This window comes from Chitinophaga tropicalis (genome assembly GCF_009758205.1).
Classification (GTDB): Bacteria; Bacteroidota; Bacteroidia; order Chitinophagales; family Chitinophagaceae; genus Chitinophaga; species Chitinophaga tropicalis.
The window spans coordinates 26,365-44,193 of record NZ_WRXN01000010.1; the positions used below are offsets into that span (position 1 = coordinate 26,365).

18 protein-coding genes are annotated in these 17,829 nt (G+C 46.5%); 13 read left to right on the top strand and 5 right to left on the bottom strand.

Translation table 11 applies throughout. From position 1 onward, the window contains the following. The first annotated feature begins 73 nt into the window (after positions 1-73). From GO493_RS20535 to GO493_RS20545, 3 genes are all read left to right on the top strand, one after another. Entirely contained in the window at positions 74-2,554 is a 2,481-nt protein-coding gene (locus tag GO493_RS20535; protein WP_157308110.1) for a glycosyl hydrolase 115 family protein, read from the top strand. A 137-nt stretch (positions 2,555-2,691) separates the two neighbouring features. Then, on the top strand, positions 2,692-3,966 hold the full coding sequence (locus tag GO493_RS20540) for a TCR/Tet family MFS transporter (protein ID WP_157308111.1): 1,275 nt from the start codon (positions 2,692-2,694) through the stop codon (positions 3,964-3,966). 188 nt (positions 3,967-4,154) lie between these two features. Next, positions 4,155-4,490, top strand: a complete 336-nt coding sequence (locus GO493_RS20545) for a four-helix bundle copper-binding protein (protein WP_157308112.1) — start codon at positions 4,155-4,157, stop codon at positions 4,488-4,490. A gap of 44 nt (positions 4,491-4,534) precedes the next feature. Here GO493_RS20545 and GO493_RS20550 read toward each other — a convergent pair whose 3' ends face one another. Beyond that, positions 4,535-5,269: a hypothetical protein gene (locus GO493_RS20550; RefSeq protein ID WP_157308113.1), complete on the bottom strand. Its 735-nt coding sequence runs from the start codon at positions 5,267-5,269 to the stop codon at positions 4,535-4,537. 229 nt (positions 5,270-5,498) lie between these two features. Beyond that, the gene (locus GO493_RS20555) at positions 5,499-6,026 is read right to left on the bottom strand and encodes an AAA family ATPase (protein WP_157308114.1); all 528 of its coding nucleotides are present in this window, start codon (positions 6,024-6,026) and stop codon (positions 5,499-5,501) included. 40 nt (positions 6,027-6,066) lie between these two features. Between GO493_RS20555 and GO493_RS20560 the strand changes: the two genes are divergently transcribed. Continuing rightward, a complete protein-coding gene (locus tag GO493_RS20560; RefSeq protein WP_157308115.1) occupies positions 6,067-6,312 on the top strand; it encodes a DUF4342 domain-containing protein in 246 nt (81 codons plus the stop codon). A gap of 7 nt (positions 6,313-6,319) precedes the next feature. Here GO493_RS20560 and GO493_RS20565 read toward each other — a convergent pair whose 3' ends face one another. After that, the gene (locus GO493_RS20565) at positions 6,320-7,201 is read right to left on the bottom strand and encodes a glutamate--tRNA ligase family protein (protein ID WP_157308116.1); all 882 of its coding nucleotides are present in this window, start codon (positions 7,199-7,201) and stop codon (positions 6,320-6,322) included. Between the two features lie 197 nt (positions 7,202-7,398). Here GO493_RS20565 and GO493_RS20570 point away from each other — a divergent pair, with 197 nt between their 5' ends. Then, entirely contained in the window at positions 7,399-7,668 is a 270-nt protein-coding gene (locus tag GO493_RS20570; RefSeq protein WP_157308117.1) for a helix-turn-helix domain-containing protein, read from the top strand. On the opposite strand, the gene GO493_RS20575 is transcribed toward GO493_RS20570, so the two are convergent. Then, entirely contained in the window at positions 7,665-7,889 is a 225-nt protein-coding gene (locus GO493_RS20575) for a DUF2905 domain-containing protein (protein ID WP_157308118.1), read from the bottom strand. The two genes, GO493_RS20570 and GO493_RS20575, sit on opposite strands and share 4 nt — an antisense overlap. Before the next feature lie 119 nt (positions 7,890-8,008). Between GO493_RS20575 and GO493_RS20580 the strand changes: the two genes are divergently transcribed. The 6 genes from GO493_RS20580 (at position 8,009) to GO493_RS20605 (ending at position 14,248) form a co-directional block, all read left to right on the top strand. Further along, on the top strand, positions 8,009-8,488 hold the full coding sequence (locus GO493_RS20580; RefSeq protein WP_157308119.1) for a MarR family winged helix-turn-helix transcriptional regulator: 480 nt from the start codon (positions 8,009-8,011) through the stop codon (positions 8,486-8,488). After that, the gene (locus tag GO493_RS20585) at positions 8,488-8,973 is read left to right on the top strand and encodes a GNAT family N-acetyltransferase (protein WP_157308120.1); all 486 of its coding nucleotides are present in this window, start codon (positions 8,488-8,490) and stop codon (positions 8,971-8,973) included. Before GO493_RS20580 ends, GO493_RS20585 begins: the two co-directional genes overlap by 1 nt. Before the next feature lie 206 nt (positions 8,974-9,179). Next, positions 9,180-9,488 carry an ArsR/SmtB family transcription factor gene (locus GO493_RS20590; RefSeq protein WP_157308121.1) on the top strand — a complete coding sequence of 103 codons (309 nt, stop codon included), beginning with the start codon at positions 9,180-9,182 and terminating at the stop codon, positions 9,486-9,488. Between the two features lie 128 nt (positions 9,489-9,616). Continuing rightward, the gene (locus GO493_RS20595; protein WP_232538912.1) at positions 9,617-11,005 is read left to right on the top strand and encodes a 2Fe-2S iron-sulfur cluster-binding protein; all 1,389 of its coding nucleotides are present in this window, start codon (positions 9,617-9,619) and stop codon (positions 11,003-11,005) included. Then, positions 11,002-13,311, top strand: coding sequence for a xanthine dehydrogenase molybdopterin binding subunit (locus GO493_RS20600; protein ID WP_157308122.1), 2,310 nt, complete (start codon positions 11,002-11,004; stop codon positions 13,309-13,311). Before GO493_RS20595 ends, GO493_RS20600 begins: the two co-directional genes overlap by 4 nt. Next, positions 13,274-14,248 (top strand): XdhC family protein, encoded by a 975-nt coding sequence (locus tag GO493_RS20605; protein WP_157308123.1) that lies wholly within the window; start codon positions 13,274-13,276, stop codon positions 14,246-14,248. The genes GO493_RS20600 and GO493_RS20605 overlap by 38 nt, the downstream gene beginning before the upstream one ends. Here the strand turns inward: GO493_RS20605 and pucL are convergent. Further along, entirely contained in the window at positions 14,235-15,080 is an 846-nt protein-coding gene (gene pucL, locus GO493_RS20610; RefSeq protein WP_157308124.1) for a factor-independent urate hydroxylase, read from the bottom strand. The two genes, GO493_RS20605 and pucL, sit on opposite strands and share 14 nt — an antisense overlap. A gap of 155 nt (positions 15,081-15,235) precedes the next feature. Between pucL and allB the strand changes: the two genes are divergently transcribed. Together allB and GO493_RS20620 are read left to right on the top strand one after the other, a co-directional pair. Then, positions 15,236-16,576, top strand: coding sequence for an allantoinase AllB (gene allB, locus GO493_RS20615; RefSeq protein ID WP_157308125.1), 1,341 nt, complete (start codon positions 15,236-15,238; stop codon positions 16,574-16,576). 1 nt (position 16,577) lies between these two features. Beyond that, a complete protein-coding gene (locus GO493_RS20620; RefSeq protein WP_157308126.1) occupies positions 16,578-17,828 on the top strand; it encodes an allantoate amidohydrolase in 1,251 nt (416 codons plus the stop codon). Position 17,829 lies beyond the last annotated feature (1 nt).

The following is a 17,829-nucleotide window of genomic DNA, read 5'->3' on the forward strand; positions in this document are numbered from 1 at the left end:
GTGGAAAATGATTTAACGAGAGTAAATATATTCATATTTCGTGTCATTCTAACACTTTAATTAAAATCCACGGATGAAGAATTCCAGCTTTATTGTAATGTTAATGGCCTGCACATTGTTTTGTGTGCAGCCATCAAAAGCACAGAAAATTACTGAAAATGCCGTGGCCGGCAGCTTTCCGCTTTTTGCGAACGGTAAGGCGGCCACCCTGGTCTATGATACTGCCGATGCTGCAGTTGTTGGTATTGCCGCAAAGGCCTTCGGAGAAGACGTACGTCTTATTTCCGGAATTACTCCGGGCATTGTGCATAAAGTGCAGGCAGGTGTTATACCTGTGATTATCGGGACGTTGGGGCAGTCTGGTTTAATAGATATGCTGGCAAAAAGGGGGGCGATCCCCGTGGCGGCTGTAAAGGGAAAATGGGAGACATTCTGCCTGACAGTAGTGAAAAAGCCATTTGCCGATGTGGATATGGCACTCGTCATTTTTGGCAGCGATCCGAGGGGTACTGCCTATGGTGTATTTGAGTTGTCGAGGAAAGCAGGGGTTTCTCCGTGGGTATGGTGGGCCGATGTAAAGCCCAGGCAGCGCAGTGCCCTGTATGTAAGTACGGGAGCGCATGTAACCGGTCCGCCGTCAGTTCAGTACAGGGGTATTTTCATTAACGATGAAGACTGGGGATTGCAGCCCTGGGCGGCCAGACATATGGATACGGATATTAAGGATATTGGTCCGAATACCTATCAGAAAGTATTTGAGCTGATGTTGCGGTTGAAAGCCAATTATCTGTGGCCTGCCATGCACCCCTGTACCAAAGCCTTCTGGTATTACCCGGGCAATCCTGAAATGGCCGGGAAATACCGGATAGTGCTGGGAGGTAGTCATTGCGAGCCGTTGCTGCGCAATAATGTCTTTGAGTGGGACCATAACTTTGAGCATGAATATGGCCAGCAGCCCGGTAAATGGCAATATGATATTAACCAGGAACAGATTGATCGTTACTGGCGTGACCGGGTGGCTGCCTCTAAGAATAATGACGCTGTGTATACAGTAGGTATGCGCGGAATACATGACGGCGGTATGCCGGGACCTGCATCCCCCGAAAAGAAAAAAGCATTGCTGGAGACGGTGATTGCCAATCAACGTGAGATACTGAGCAAAGGACTGGATAAAACTGCAGCAGACATACCCCAGATCTTTTGTCCGTATAAGGAAGTGCTGGAACTATACAAGCTGGGAATGAAGCTCCCGGAAGATATTACACTGGCCTGGGCGGATGATAATTACGGTTATATCCGGCAGCTGTCTGATCCTGAAGAACAGAAGCGCAGCGGCGGGAGTGGCATATATTATCATCTCTCCTACTGGGGCGCTCCGGAGGACTACCTTTGGCTTTCCACTATCTCTCCCTCACTTATCAGTTATGAGCTGACAAAGGCATACCTGTTGCAGGCCCGGAAGCTGTGGGTCTTTAATGTAGGCGACATCAAGCCGGCAGAAGCAGAGTTACAGTTTGCCATGGACCTGGCATGGGACGTGGAGGCATGGCGGCCGGAGAAGGCGCAGCTCTATATGGAACAATGGGCAGCAGCTACTTTCGGGGAAGAATATGGTAAGCAGATCGGGCATATTAAAAAGGAATATTACCGCCTGGCAGCAACAGGAAAACCGGAACATCTAAACCGTATCACGTTCACCAATGCTGAAGCAGCCCAACGGCTGGCTGACTATCAGCAGCTGGTTAAAGCAACCAGGCAAACAGGTCAGGCCATTCCTCAATATTTACAGGATGCTTATTTTGAATTGGTAGCCTATCCTGTAGAAGCAGCCTGTAATATGAATGAGAAAATACTCTATGCCCGGCAAAGCCTGGCGCTTGCTGCTGCAGGGAACCCCAGAGCGCTGACAATAGCAGACAGTGCAAAAGCAGCTTTTGCCAATATAGAAAAACTGACTGTCCAATATAACAAGATGATTGCCGGAGGGAAATGGGATGGGATCATGGATTGGCATCCACGGAAAAGGCCTGTTTTCCAGATGCCGGAAACGGCAACTCCTGAAATGCTGAGAGACAGTGTACATATTTCTGCAGGAGATACACTAACTGCCCCGGTGGTGATACCTGCTGCCGACTATATCAGCAAGCATGATAAAGAAGCGCCTCTGCGGGTGATTGAGGGATTGGGGCCCGGTAAAGCAGGGCTGGCGCAATGGCCTATGCAGCTTACATCTTACAGCGACACGGAAGCAGCGCCATATGTGGATTACAAAGCGCCTGTTCATACCGGAGAGAATAAAATAACTGTGAAATGCCTGTCTGATTTTCCGCTGTATACCGGTATGAAATTGCGCTATGCTATTGCTGTAAACGGACAAGCTCCGGTTATTAAGAACATAGCCAGCCTGGCGGAAACGAAATCATGGGCATCCAACATCCTGAAAGGATATGCTGCGGGGGAAACAACTTTCAACAGTGATAAAGAAGGTATGGTCAGCATCCGTATTTATCTGCTGGACCCCGGAGTGGTGATCAATTCTATAGAGTTGAACTGAGGTATCTTGAAAAGTTCTTTCATAATACCTGCGAATGACGCAATTTCCCCCGTAAATTGGCCTGTTCACCGCCTCTATAAGTTATGGTTTTAGTATAAGTTTGCGCAATTGAACAACCGTCATTTTAATTCAAATTTATGCAAACATCCAGGAAAGCCGCTATTGGCTTTATTTTCATCACCTTACTGATCGATGTCATGGGATGGGGACTGATCATCCCTGTTATGGCTGATCTGATAGCCCAGTTAAAGCACATACCGATCAACCAGGCCAGTACTTATGGCGGCTTCCTGATATCCGCCTTTGCTGTTACGCAGTTCGCGTTTGCGCCTGTGATCGGGAACCTGAGCGATAAATACGGACGCCGGCCTATCTTATTGATCTCCCTGTTAGGTTTTGGTATAGACTACATCATCCTGGCGCTAGCGCCAACCTATGGATGGCTGTTTTTAGGGCGGATCATTGCCGGTATTACAGGCGCCAGCTTCACGACTGCCACTGCTTATATTGCTGATGTTAGCCCGGATGAAACTACCAGGGCGAAGAACTTCGGTATGATAGGCGCAGCCTTTGGTTTAGGTTTTGTGCTGGGCCCTGCCCTCGGTGCGTTACTTGCCACCTGGGGTATAAGAGCTCCGTTTTATGCAGCTGCAGCACTCTGTTTGCTGAACTGCCTGTATGGCTATTTCTTATTACCTGAATCACTGAGTAAGGAGAACCGTCGCCCGTTTGACTGGGCACGCGCCAATCCTTTCGGGTCACTGAAGTTCCTGACCAGGCATCCGGAGATAGGCGGACTGGCTATCAGTTTCTTCCTTATTTACCTGGGAGCCCAGGCGGTGCAGGGCAACTGGAACTTCTTTACTATTTACCGGTTTAACTGGAGTGATAAAATGGTAGGTATTTCCCTGGCTGTAGTGGGAGTGCTGGTAGGCGCTGTACAGGCAGGATTAACAAGAACAATAAATCCGAAAATAGGGAATGAAAAAAGCATCTACCTGGGGCTGTCCCTATATACATTAGGGCTGATCCTCTTTGCCTTTGCCACAGAGGGATGGATGATGTTTGCCTTCCTTATTCCTTACTGCCTGGGGGGCATCTGCGGCCCTTCCCTGCAATCTGTTATTTCCGGCCATGTGCCGGCCAATCAGCAGGGTGAACTGCAAGGGGCGCTTACAAGCCTGATGAGCCTGACTACGGTTATAGGTCCGCTGATCATGAATAATAGTTTTGCTTACTTTACTACAGACAAAGCTCCGTTCCATTTTCCGGGAATACATTTCCTGATAGGCGCTGTCTGTATGCTGCTCAGTATTATCATTACCAAGAAAGTACTAAGCAGGGAAAAGAAAGAACAGCCGGAACTGTTTAAAGCAGTTGAAGGTAAATTCTCTGAACCACCTGTTCATTAAGATAAAAAGGGTCGTCGTTGACGGCTCTTTTTTTTATAAATACAGTTTGTAGAAACTGATACACCCTACCCCAACACATACACCCGTTTAACTGATTATCTGCCAGGCTCCCGCCACTCATCCATAGAATACTGGTACGATCTTTATGACCTGTCCCAGTATGTAATTTCACCTTTAAACCATGATCTATGGCAAATTATCATCATTATCAACAATGTATCGACGCTTGTCTGAAATGCGCTTCATTATGTAACCATTGCGCATCTTCCTGCTTACAGGAAAAAGATGTAAAAATGATGGCGCGTTGCATACAGCTTGACATGGAATGTGCAGCTATCTGTTATAATGCTGCTCAGCTGATGAGTCTTGGCAGTAGCCGGGCAGAAGAATATTGCAGGTTGTGCGCCGATATCTGCAATGAATGTGCGGAAGAATGCAGTCGTCACAATAATGAACATTGCCAGGAGTGTGCAGAAGCATGTCACAGATGTGCAGAGCTTTGTACAGAAATGGAAGCTGCTTAAATGTAAGAGAGGTTGTATCTGCCTGGCAATACAACCTCTTTTACTTAACGGGTAATACGTAAGAGTGAATATATCTTTTTTCCCTGTGGCTCGTAAACAGACAGGCTGTCCTGAGCAAAGCGATATTTGTAACGATGTTCTGTTTTACCTTTCAGTACCAGGAGATCTGCGGTACTGTCTTCTTCTGTGGTATAATCGATAACGGGTATATATTGTTTGAAGCTATCCAGCCCTGATACGCGACCATCTTTTCCGAAAGTTACCTGTCCACCGCCTGCTAACCGATAAGTACCACTAAATAATATATCCTGTAAAATACCCAGGCCCGGTATTTCTGTATCGGCCTGGCTGATCTTTATAAAATATTCGTCAAAAAGCTTCATTCTGCCGGGGGAAAGGATCTGTATTTCGCTATTCACACTTTTAAGATCGGCAGTGTAAAGTCTGTATTTCTCTCCTTCTTTCACGACTACGGCATCCCCTCCTCCTTCATGGAAGCTGCTTATCAGCTTTGTTATCTGCAGGGTTCTTCCCGGAATAACAATACAGCTTCTCATGATATAGTCTTCCTTAAATGATTCCCGCGGAGATTGCAGCGTTTTAACGCTTTCGGCATATCTTTCATTTACCCAGATACCTGAAAAGTAAACGGCAGTATCAAGAGGGTTCAATAATACGGTCTTAGATTTAGTGTTAACTGGTTTTTTACTCTCAGAAACAACGGGGGTACAGGAAAGAAACCCCAAAATGACATGGAATGACAGCAATAGGTATTTCATAGTATTACAAAAATACGTAAAGTATAAAATATTATTGTCAATTTTATTACTGATAGGGTGTAAGTTTATTTTTTTAATGTATTGTGTGAGGGGATTGCTCAAAAAAATGGTTTCGCCTTCGGCAAAACCGTTTTTTTGAGAGGGGGTATTTTGGCCTGCGGCCGGCTGAAAAGTTAGATTTTTTTGCGCTGCGCGTGGCTGAGTTTTTTTACTGATGAGAATTGGCCTGTTACAATAATTTTACCAGCACCTTTTCTGCTCTTTCGGGTACACTTAGATCTCCTCTTAACTCCAATACGGGACAACTGAGTTTACTTAACCATTCTTCATGTGCGGCTAATGTTCTGCCTTTAGTTGTATTATCATCATAGCCTGCTGCCCAATTGACAAATTCATTATATAACCGGTTTCTTTCAGGGTCTTTATAAATAATGTCTCCATATCTTTCCAGCTCCCTGTTCCTCAACCGTTGCATCCGGATATGATCAGGCAGCCAGAGGAATACTACCAGGTCAAATTCAACATCCAGTTCCCATTTGAGAATAGAGCCGCCCAGCAGCCAGCTTTTGTGCTGCCGGAATTGTTCATAGAGCATTTTATTTCTTTGTTCCGGATTACGCCTGATGGTAAAAGGAGGATCAGATCTTTCCCAGAAATATTCATCTGTATCAAAGTAAGGGATATTGAGCCGGGAAGAGAGATAATGCCCCAGGGTTGTAACACCGGAACAGGAAGCTCCCATAATATGGACCTTCATAACAAGAAACTTATTAAATTACAATAATAAAACCCGTTTTATGTCAACCACCAAAGAATCCTTTTCCATTAGCGGAGAAAAGCTTGTAGAGAAAGTAAAAGAACTGATCAAAGAGGGAAATATCCGGAGAATAAGTATTCATGATAAGTCTGGTAAGGAGCTAATGAATTTCCCGTTAACAATTGGCGTAGTAGGCGCCCTGTTTGCCCCGGTGCTGGCTGCTATAGGAGCCGCCGCTGCGTTGATCGGGGAATGCACTATTACGGTTGAAAGAGAACAGGAATAGCAGTTCATCAATCGTCCCGTCCCATTCTTTCCACTGCCAATGCCAGTTCCCGGTAGGTGCTTACCGGCTCTGCTATTTCCAGCATCCGGCCAATCATGCCGAACACTTCTGCCGGGGCTTTTCCTGCTTTTCTGAGGGACTGTACAGATGTGGCGCCATCGCTTTTGGATAGCTTGCCATTTGTTTCGTCGGTCAGCAGAACGTGATGATGGAAGAGATTATCGTAGAAAGTGTTTCCGGGTAATAGTGCGCCCAGGTACATTTGTGCCAGTGTAGAATCCCAGAGGTCTTTTCCCCTTACTATCACATCTACTCCAAAGTGCTGATCGTCTACCAGCGATGCCAGCTGATAAGCAGGGAAGCCGTCTTTTTTCTTTACTACAAAAGAGCGCATCTGATCTGGTAGTCCGCTGGTAACGGGCCCTTCCATGGTCTTTACCACCAGTTTCCTGTTTTCGGCCGTATGCAGGCGCCAGCTTACTTCTTTCTGGTCAAGCGAAAGAGATCTGCATTCACATGTGCCGGGATAAATACCGTCGGAACTGGCTATGTTGACCTGTGTACGGGTACAGTCGCACGCAAATAACTGTTCATCTTCCCTCAGCTGTTCCAGTACGGCATTATACAGCTCCAGCCGGTGTACCTGGGAAAATTCCTCTTTGTACTCCTGATAGTTGCGCGGCCCTTCATCCCAGGGAATTTCCAGGAAGTTAAGGGTATCAAAAATATCTTTTACATATTCAGTGCGTACGCGGTCCCGGTCGAGATCGTCGATCCTGAGCACGATCTTTATTCCTGCTCTTTTTGCCAGCCCGGCAGTAACTGAGAACGATAACACATTGCCCAGGTGAAGGTAGCCACTGGGTGTTGGAGCTATTCTTGTTTTCATATGCGGCTTTAAAATACGTCATTTACAGATAATTACCAGTTTAAGCCTTTTTATCAGGAGTAGTTTGGCCCCTGCGGGCCAAACTAAGATACCAGCGTTTTTATGGGGTAGTCTGACCCGTAGGGTCAAACCGGGACATTAACTTTTTGCAAGTTTTTTACATCAAAATACCGACACTTAACAATTAACCTTGTAAAATGATGAATGCCGGTTACCAGCAGCCAGACCTGATATCACATCTTTGCCAGGAGTATCATATCACCTATGCTTCTTTAAGACGTTATTTCCTGGAACAGGTGGGAGTTACACCTAAATACTGCCAGAAGGTGATGCGGTTCAAATCAGCCTTACGCGCCTATCGTATGGCAGGTTATGATTTCAATCATGGCGACTTTGGTTATGCTGATTTTTCACATTTCTGTAAAGATGCCAGGAACCTGACGGGGGCGGCGCCGGCGCAGCTTTAGAGTATTCTCCTGATGATACTTAATACGATCGTTAACAGCACGCTTACTACAACCATTGTTGTTATGGGGAAATAAAATCTGAAATTCTCTCTTTCTATCCGGATATCGCCAGGGAGGTGTCCGATCCATTGGAGCTTATCATGAAAAAAATAGATCAGCAGGCCAATTATTACAATAGCGGCTCCTGTGAGCATGATGTATTTACCGGTGTCAGGGCTCATAAACCTGGTATTTTTAAACAGACAATACAAAGGTAAAACTCTTTACCCTCAGGCTTTCAAAAATAAATTTTTCATTTTATGTAGGCAACTACGTATATTTATACTATAATTTCCGGGATATGAATGTTATTGATGAAATAGGAGTGCTGGCTGTGTCTACCAGGATGCAAAGGCTGGCGGACCAGATCCGTAAAGACGGGTTACTCATCTATAAAGCCAGCAATATTGATTTTGAACCGAAGTGGTTTCCTGTCATCTATTCCCTATACCGGAGATCTGTTATGAGCGTGGTGGAACTGGCAGCGGAGATTGGCTATAGCCATCCTTCGACTATCAGCCTGCTGAAGGAACTGGAAAAGAAAAAACTGATCCGTTCCAAAAAAGATAAGACCGATGAAAGAAAACGGTTACTTGTGCTGACAGAAAAAGGAGAAGAACTGATCAGGCAGATGCAGCCTGTATGGAAGGTGATGACAGAAGCCCTGGAAGCCCTGACCGATACGCAGAATAACATTATGAAAGCCATTGAAGAAGTAGAACAGAAAATGGCTGAACAGAGTTTTTTCCAACGTGCACAATCAATTAAAAAAGCAATATAATGCCAGTCAACATCAGACATATAGAAATAACGGACAACCAGCAACTGGCCAATATTATACGGATAACGCTGGAAGAGTTCAATATTCCCAAAGTAGGAACGGTATATTCCGATCCTGAAACTGATACCCTCTACGAGGTATTTCAGCAGCAACCAGGCAGCGTTTATTTTGTTGCGGAAGAAGATGGTGTATTACTGGGAGGCTGTGGTGTGTTCCCTACGCAGGGACTGCCTGAAGGCTGTGCTGAGCTTGTTAAATACTATCTTACCAGCGCTTCCAGGGGAAAAGGACTGGGAAAAATATTGATGGATAAGATCTTTATTGCGGCAAAAGAGCTGGGTTATCAACAGCTTTACCTGGAATCATTTCCCGACTTCAGCAAAGCGGTCAGCATATATGAGAAAGCTGGGTTTCGCCGGCTGGATGCAGCTATGGGTAATTCCGGGCATTATGCCTGTAATGTCTGGATGCTGAAAGATCTTTAAAACCGGGGGCTGACTAAAAATGTCCACACCTCTCGGGTAAGTGGTGGAGACGAAATGGCTTTTATGCAATTCTCAGCGTTTTCGTTTTACTTTTTAGTCAGCCCGGTGCTTTTCCTGCCTGCGGCCGGCTAAGTATTTAAACTGATGCACTACTGATTTTTAGTAATTTTGTAACCGAATGGTTTCTTAACTACCGTTCATTACAAATGAGACGTGACGTTTTCCAGGCAATAGCTGACCCTACCAGGCGGGAGATACTGAATTTGCTGGCATATAAAGAATTAAACCTGAATGCTATTGCTGATAATTTCGACATCAGCCGGCCTGCTATATCCAAGCATATCCGGATATTGACGGAATGCGGCCTGCTGATGGTTACACAGCAGGGAAGGGAGCGTTATTGCAGGGCTGATTTAAGGAAGCTGAAAGAAGTTGCCGAATGGACGGCACAGTACAGGGAATTCTGGAATAATAAGCTGGATGCTTTAGGGGATTTTTTAGAGAAGAATATTTAAGTTTTTAAAATGAGTTTCGCCTTCGGCGAAAACTCATTTTAAAAGGAGGGTTAGCCGGCCTACGGCCGGTTAAAAAAACAAGCCAAAACACTCGCTTTTTTTCGTTATCTTCAGAGAAACGGCCCCACTTGCTAAGATTCATTCTCAATAATGAAGACATTGGTACCACCCTCTCTCCAGGTATGCCACTACTGGACTTCATCCGGTACCACCAACATCTGACCGGTACCAAAGCCGGTTGTAACGAAGGAGACTGCGGCGCCTGCACCATACTGATAGGCGATCTCCATAACGGAGAACTGCGTTACCGTTCTTTCACCTCCTGTCTTACTCCATTGGGCAATGCCCGGGGAAAACATATAGTTACCATAGAAGGAGTGAGCATGCCATCGCTTAATCCTATACAGCAGGCACTTATAGATAACTCAGCCACTCAATGCGGCTTCTGCACGCCAGGATTTGTTATGTCGCTTGCCGGCTTCTGCCTGAGCAGACAAGTTCCTAAAAGGAGGCGTGCCATTGCCGCCATAGATGGCAACATCTGCCGCTGTACAGGTTATAAATCCATAGAAAAGACAGCATCTATAATAGCCAATTTCGTTAAGCAGCGAAACGAGACTGATCCTGTCACTTTTGCTGTGGAACAGCAAATACTTCCCTCCTGGTTCTCCGGCATCGAAGAACGGCTTAAAAAGCTCACTTTATCATTAAACGGAGAACCTGCAGCAGCCGGGACGCCAATAGTAGGCGGAGGAACTGATCTTTATGTTCAGAAACCTGAAGACATCAGAGAGCAGTCTCTACGTTTCTTTTTTGACGATCCTTCACTTAAAGGTATTTCCAGGCAAGGGAATAAGTGCATCTTTGGCGCTTCCTCCACAGCTACTGATCTGCTGGAATCTGCTGTGATGCAGGAATATTTTCCCCAGCTGGAAAATTATATAAAGCTGGTCTCTTCCACTCCTATCAGGAACATGGCCACTATAGCCGGTAACTTTATCAACGCCTCTCCTATTGGCGATCTTACCATCTTCTTCCTGGCACTGGATACTACACTGGAATTCAACACCGGCAGGATACTTCCTCTCCGGCAATTATACAAAGGTTATAAACAGCTGAATAAAACGGAAGAAGAATATGTTTGCCGCTGCTGGTTTGAGTTGCCCGACAAGGATACTCTCTTTCATTTCGAAAAAGTAAGTAAGCGTACACATCTTGATATTGCCAGCGTAAATACTGCTATCTGCATCAGGATGCAGGACGGTTATATCAGTAAAGCCAGGATATCTGCAGGAGGGCTAAACCCTGTACCGGGGCTTCTTACAGATACAGCCGCTTTCCTGGAAGGACAGATACCGGACGATGCGCTGGTTCAACAGGCCTGCGCTATTGCACAAAAGGAAATATCTCCGATCAGTGATGCCAGGGGTACGGCCGACTATAAAAGGCTACTGCTGGAACAACTGATAAAAGCACATTTCATCACTCTCTTTCCATCGCTACCCATCCAGGTATGAAAAATATTGATGCCAAAACACATGTAAGCGGTACTTCCGTGTACCTGGATGATATTCCTCTCATCCAGGGTACGTTGTATGGTGCAGCTCTTGGATCGCCGGTAGCACATGGTGTTCTTCACCAGCTTCAGCTGGAGGAAGCATTACGTGAACCAGACGTTATCAGGATCTTTACTGCAGCAGATATTCCCGGCGATAACCAGATAGGCGGCATTATCAAAGATGAGCCCTTGCTGGCCAGCGATCATGTACACTTCTGTGGTATGCCTATAGCCTTTGTAGTGGCCCGCACCAGGGAAGCTGCCAGGGCAGCTGTAAAAAAGATAAAAGCAGATATTACTCCTCTTCCCGTAATTACCGATCCACGGGAAGCCCAGGCCCAGAACCAGCTGATCATGCCTCCCCGCACTTTCTCACAGGGAGATACAGAACAGGCATGGCGGGAATGTGCTCATGTATTTGCCGGAGCGGTTGACATTAACGGACAGGAACATCTATATATAGAAACACAGGGGGCATATGTAGTGCCACAGGAGAATAACAGTCTGCGTGTTTATTCATCCACACAAGGGCCTACCGCTGTGCAGAGAACCGTATCCACTACACTGGGCCAACCCATGCATCGTATTGAAGTAGTGGTTACCCGTTTAGGCGGTGGTTTTGGCGGTAAGGAAGACCAGGCCAATACCTGGGCTGCCCTTTGCGCACTGGCGGCATGGCATCTCGGAAAACCTGTGAAGTATGCTCTACACAGGATGGAAGATATGGCTATGACCGGCAAGCGCCATCCGTATATGGCTGACTATAAAATAGGACTGGACAGCTCTCTCAACATCATAGCTTATGAGGTAACTTTCTTTCAGAATGCCGGTGCTGCAGCTGACCTTTCTCCTGGCGTACTGTCAAGGACGTTATTTCACTGCACCAATTCCTATTATATTCCCAATGTGCACGCTACTGCCTGGAGCTGCCGTACGCACCTGCCTCCCAATACTGCTTTCCGGGGCTTTGGCGGTCCGCAGGGAATGTTTGTAATAGAAGCCGCCATTGCACATGCTGCCCGGGTATTGCAGATAGATGCCGCTGTTATTCAGCAGAAGAACCTTATCAAAACGGGAGATGAGTTTCCTTACGGGCAGATAGCACAAAGTGAAGCCGGCGCCTGCTGGCAGAAAGCTGCAACGCTTTACGATGCTACAGGCTGGAAACAGGCTGTAGATGCTTTTAATGCTACCCATCGGCTGCAAAAGAAAGGGCTGGCCTTCATGCCTGTGTGTTTCGGCATCTCGTTCACGAATACGATGATGAACCATGCACGATCTCTCGTTCATGTATATACTGATGGCAGCGTATGCATCAGCACAGGTGCAGTGGAAATGGGTCAGGGCGTCAATACCAAGATATTACAGGTGGCTGCACAGATCTTTTCTATCCGTGCAGACAGGGTAAAACTTAATCCTACCAATACTATCAATATTGCCAATACCTCTCCTTCTGCCGCCAGCGCTACTGCCGACCTGAACGGGAAAGCTACGCTTATGGCCTGTAACGCTATTCTCGAAAGATTGAAGGAAGTAGCGGCAACAGCACTGGATACCAAAGCGGATGCTGTTACCATAGTGAATGAACAGGTGCTGGTGAACAGAGAGCCTACCGGATGGGACTGGCAACAACTGGTCAGTGCTGCTTTTACTAAAAGGGTTTCCTTATCTGAACATGCGCATTATGCCACACCGGAAATCCATTTTGATACTGTAAAAGAAAAAGGTCATCCCTTTGCATATCATGTTTATGGTACTGCTATACTGGAGGTAACGGTAGACTGCCTGCGGGGCATTTACAAAATGGATGCGGTGAAAGTGGTGCACGACTTTGGTTCCAGCATGAACCCTGATATAGACAGGGGCCAGATAGAGGGTGGCATTGTACAGGGCATAGGCTGGATGACAATGGAAGAAGTTATTTTTGATAAGGAAGGCCGTCTGCGCTCCAATGCCTTATCTACCTATAAAGTACCGGATATTTATGCTGTACCGGAAGAGATAGTGATAGATGCTCTACGGTCAACAGCAGACAACCTGGCCATTTTCCGTTCCAAGGCAGTAGGCGAGCCGCCTCTTATGTATGGCATTGGCGCGTGGTTTGCGTTACGTAATGCTATTCTTCAATTCAACCCTGAAGCTGATATTCCCTTTATTACTCCTATGACACCGGAAAAAGTACTCATGGCTCTATATTCAAATAAAGAAAAAGGAATCATTCAGCAACATGAAGCAACAACTAGTCACCTGGGAATTGATCAGTAAAAGCCTGCGGCAGAATATACCAGTAATGCTGCTCTACGTTCTGCAAAGCAATGGCAGCAGTCCCGGTCGCCGGGGATTCTTCATGGCCGTGAACCAGGCCGGGGAAATGGAAGGCTCTATTGGCGGAGGGATCATGGAACATAAATTCATTGAGACAGCGAAAGAGCAGTTAAAGCACTTCGCCACTTCTTATTCTATTCACTTACAGGTACATGATAAAAGCAGTGCAAGGAACCAGAGCGGAATGATCTGTTCCGGCGAGCAGACCATACTGCTTTATAAGTTGCTGCCGGAGCATATAACGCCTGTCAACAAGATCATTTCAGCGCTGCATGAACATCAGCAAGGTATGCTGCAACTATCTCCAACAGGATTACAGTTCATACCACATATTACACCGGAAGATACTGCTTCCTTTCATATGGAGTCGGAAATTGACTGGCTCTATAAAGAGCCTATAGGTTACAGGGACAGGCTGTTCATTATAGGAGGCGGGCACTGTGCCCTGGCTCTTTCACAGATCATGGAACCGCTGGGGTTCTACATTCATATTTTTGAAGACCGCCCTGACCTGCATACGCTGCTGCAAAATTCAGCTGCCCATGAAAAGACCATTGTGCGGGATTATAGTCAGCTGAAGATCATGATACCACCAGGGGTACATCATTATGTAACGATCATGACCGTTGGCTACAGGACAGATGACATAGTAATGCGGGCGTTGCTGCATAAGTCATTCCGTTATTGCGGGCTGCTGGGTAGTGCAGCCAAAGTACGCAGGATGTTTGATACTTATAAGGAAGAAGGTTTAGAGGGGCCGCTGTTAGAGAATATACATGCTCCTATGGGGATCAACATACATAGCTGTACGCCGGCAGAGATAGCGGTCAGCATAGCAGCAGAGATCATACAGGTAAGAAATACTATTCCCGTGTAATAGTCCCTGTTATATATCCGTAAGGCTCGTCTGTAGCAATGAAGATCTCATTCTGGTTGTTCATGCCAAATGGTTCCAGGTTGAAAGGGATATGGTGTTTATTCGGCATTTTCAGGCTGATATCTTTGACTGAGGGGTATTGTTCCAGCACTGCCTGTCCCATAGCAAAGAGGGTTTGTTGTACAGAAAGGCTTTTATGGTAGGCAAATGTTTTCAGTAAGGTATTGCGGATGTCATTGAACTGTTGGGTATAACCGGTTACCAGGCCATTATAGTTCCAGCTGGCTACACATTGAGTAGCAAGGATCCTGTCGGCTGTTTCTTTTAACGTGGTATACCTGTCTTTTATATAATGCTCAAATCCTGAATCTGTGGTTTTTAGAATGAGCAGATCCTTTATACCTGCATTCACTGTTGTACCTGCAGCATTCTGTACTATCAGTGCAGTACGTTTTTCCGACCCGCCACCGATGTAGGCGTGGGGGTGTTCTGTGCCATCGAATAACATCCTGCTGTATACATGTTCTGTAATATCTATAGTAGCTTGTGAGACCTGTGGTTGTGTAGTAATAAAATGACCGGCGAGGTGTAAGGCAAAGTCTTCTATGGCGCTGGTAAAATGCTCTTTCGCAAGTGCATATACGGTATTTTTCTGGGTATCTGTAGGAAGTATCTTTGTATTATCGCCTTCTGTATGTGCAGATTCAAAATCTCCCTGCAGCGATACATTTACTGTGATCTGTCTGAATTCATGATAACCAGGGTGTCTGATGATCTTCGACAGATTTACTGCGTTTTTTCCGTATGCGTTTTCTTCAAGTCTGACTTTCATTGTGAGGTTATTTTAGATGGGTTGAGACTACCCTAATATAAAAAATTAATTCCCTATTTTTACTAAAGAGCCGATAATGTATCGGTTTGAGCGTTTTTTTCAGGAGTGGTTTGGTTCTTCGGGCCAAACTGAGATCTTACCAAGAAGCCCATTATATGTTTGACCTCATCTTAAAAGGAAATAAAGTACTCACCCCTAACGGCATTAAAAAAGCTTTTGTGCTTATTAATAATGGCCGGATAGAAGACGTTGTGCATGTGCTTCCTGGCACTGTCACTACACCTGTTACAGATATAGGCGACCTCGTGCTGATGCCTGGTATCACTGACCCGCATGTACATATCAATGAGCCGGGAAGAACGGATTGGGAGGGTTTTGAAACGGCCACACTTTCAGCTATAACAGGAGGTATTACCACACTGGTGGATATGCCCCTCAACTCACACCCTGTTACAACCACGGTAAAGGCGTTCCATGAAAAGCTGCATGCGGCGGCGGGACAGTTGCATAGTAATTGCGGTTTCTGGGGAGGTATTGTACCGGGCAATGCACATGAGGTAAATGGACTGATAGACGAGGGAGTGCTGGGTTTTAAGGCATTCCTTACCCATTCAGGCATAGATGACTTTCCTAATGTGACAGCAGCTGATCTTGAAAAAGTAATGCCTTTAATAGCTGCACATGGTCTTCCCCTGCTGGTACATTGCGAGATCACTCCTCCCGGTTACCGGCCTTCAGTTACAGATCACCGCTCCTATGCGGAATATCTTGGCAGTCGCCCGCGGGAGTGGGAACACGCTGCCATTGCGCTGATGATCCGTTTATGTAAAAAATATAACTGCCGGGTACATATTGTGCACCTGTCTTCTGCCGATGCACTGGAACAGATAGCGGCGGCCAAAGAAAGGGGATTGCCTCTTACTGTTGAAACTGCGCAGCATTATTTGTATTTTAATGCAGAGGATATCCCTGACGGGCAAACTGCTTTTAAATGCGCTCCTCCTATCCGTGAGAGAGCCAATAACCAGCGTTTATGGGAGGCCTTAAGATCGGGGCTGATAGATTTTGTGGCAACAGATCATTCTCCTGCCCCTCCGGCCATGAAACAGCAGGAAAGCGGGAATTTCAGCACCGCCTGGGGCGGCATAGCCTCCCTGCAGCTGGCATTGCCTGTTCTGTGGAGCGCAGCCAGGAAACAGGGATGTACACCGGAGCAGATAGCGTTGTGGATGTGTGAAAGGCCGGCAATGCTTGCGGGCATATATCGTACTAAAGGCAGGATAGCACCAGGTTATGATGCCGACCTTGTAGTATGGGACCCGGAAGCGTCATTCACTGTTACGGCAGACATACTGCATCATAAACATAAAGTTACTCCTTACCTGCATGAAACTTTATATGGAGTAGCAGAACAAACTTACCTGGAAGGTGTAAAAGTATCAGAGAGAGGAATACCCCTTTATCCACACCGGGGCAATATCATCAAAAGCAGCTGATATGGACAGTTATCTGAACAGGGCCGGAAATATATTAAACAGGATAGCCGCACTGGCGGATATCAGTGAAGAACCTCACTGTATTACCCGTACGTTTGGTACTCCTGCTTTTATGACCGGCTGCAGCAAGGTATTGTCCTGGATGCAGGAGGCAGGATTAAATGCGCGTACAGACAATATAGGCAATGTACGTGGCAGATGGCAGTGTAGTGTTCCCGGGGCGCGTACCCTTGTTATTGCCTCCCATATTGATACTGTGAGGAATGCCGGGAAGTTTGATGGCCCCCTGGGTGTTTTGCTGGGCCTGGACGTTATCACACAACTTAAAGAGAAAGCCGTACAGCTTCCTTTTAACATAGAGCTCATTGCATTCAGTGATGAGGAGGGCGTACGTTTTCACACTACCTACCTGGGCAGCACTGTTCTTACCGGCAGGTTTGATGAAGCATTGCTGAACAGGACAGATGCTTCCGGCATTACTTTGCAGGAAGCGATCAGAACAATGGGAGGCGATCCTGGCCAACTGGCGGCGGATGCCCTGTTGCCCGGTGAATGGCTGGGTTATTTCGAAGCGCATATAGAACAGGGGCCTGTGCTTTATGAGCAGCAGACACCTGTTGCTGTGGTAACAGGCATAGCCGGACAGGTACGTATGATGCTCACTTTTGCCGGCATGTCCGGCCATGCAGGTACTGTACCTATGCATATGCGGCAGGATGCGCTCTGTGCAGCTGCAGCATGTATACTGGCCATAGAGCAATATGCACTGGAGCATAAAGAGCAGGTAGTAGCTACTACCGGTATTTTGCAGATAAGCAATGCCGCCAGCAACGTTATTCCCGGCGAGGTGACCTGCAGTCTGGACCTGAGGAGTGCAGACCCCAATATGCTGCTGACAGCATACAATATTTTACAGGAAAGGTGTGCAGAAATATGCAGGCAGCGGCATATTACACTCACCTGGCAGGTAGTACAGGAGACAGCGCCCGTAACATGTGATAGTGTCATGAGCGGCGCCCTGGAACAGGCTATACAGGATGCGGGATATGATGTGATCCGGCTGACAAGCGGCGCCGGTCATGATGCGGTACCTGTTTCCGCTGTATCGCCGGTATGCATGCTTTTTGTACGTTGTTACAAAGGCATCAGCCACCATCCGCAGGAAAATGTGGATGCGGCCGACCTGGCCGCCGCCATTAAAGTAGCAGACTTTTTTATTCACCGCCTGACAGGCCTTTATAATCATCCATAGT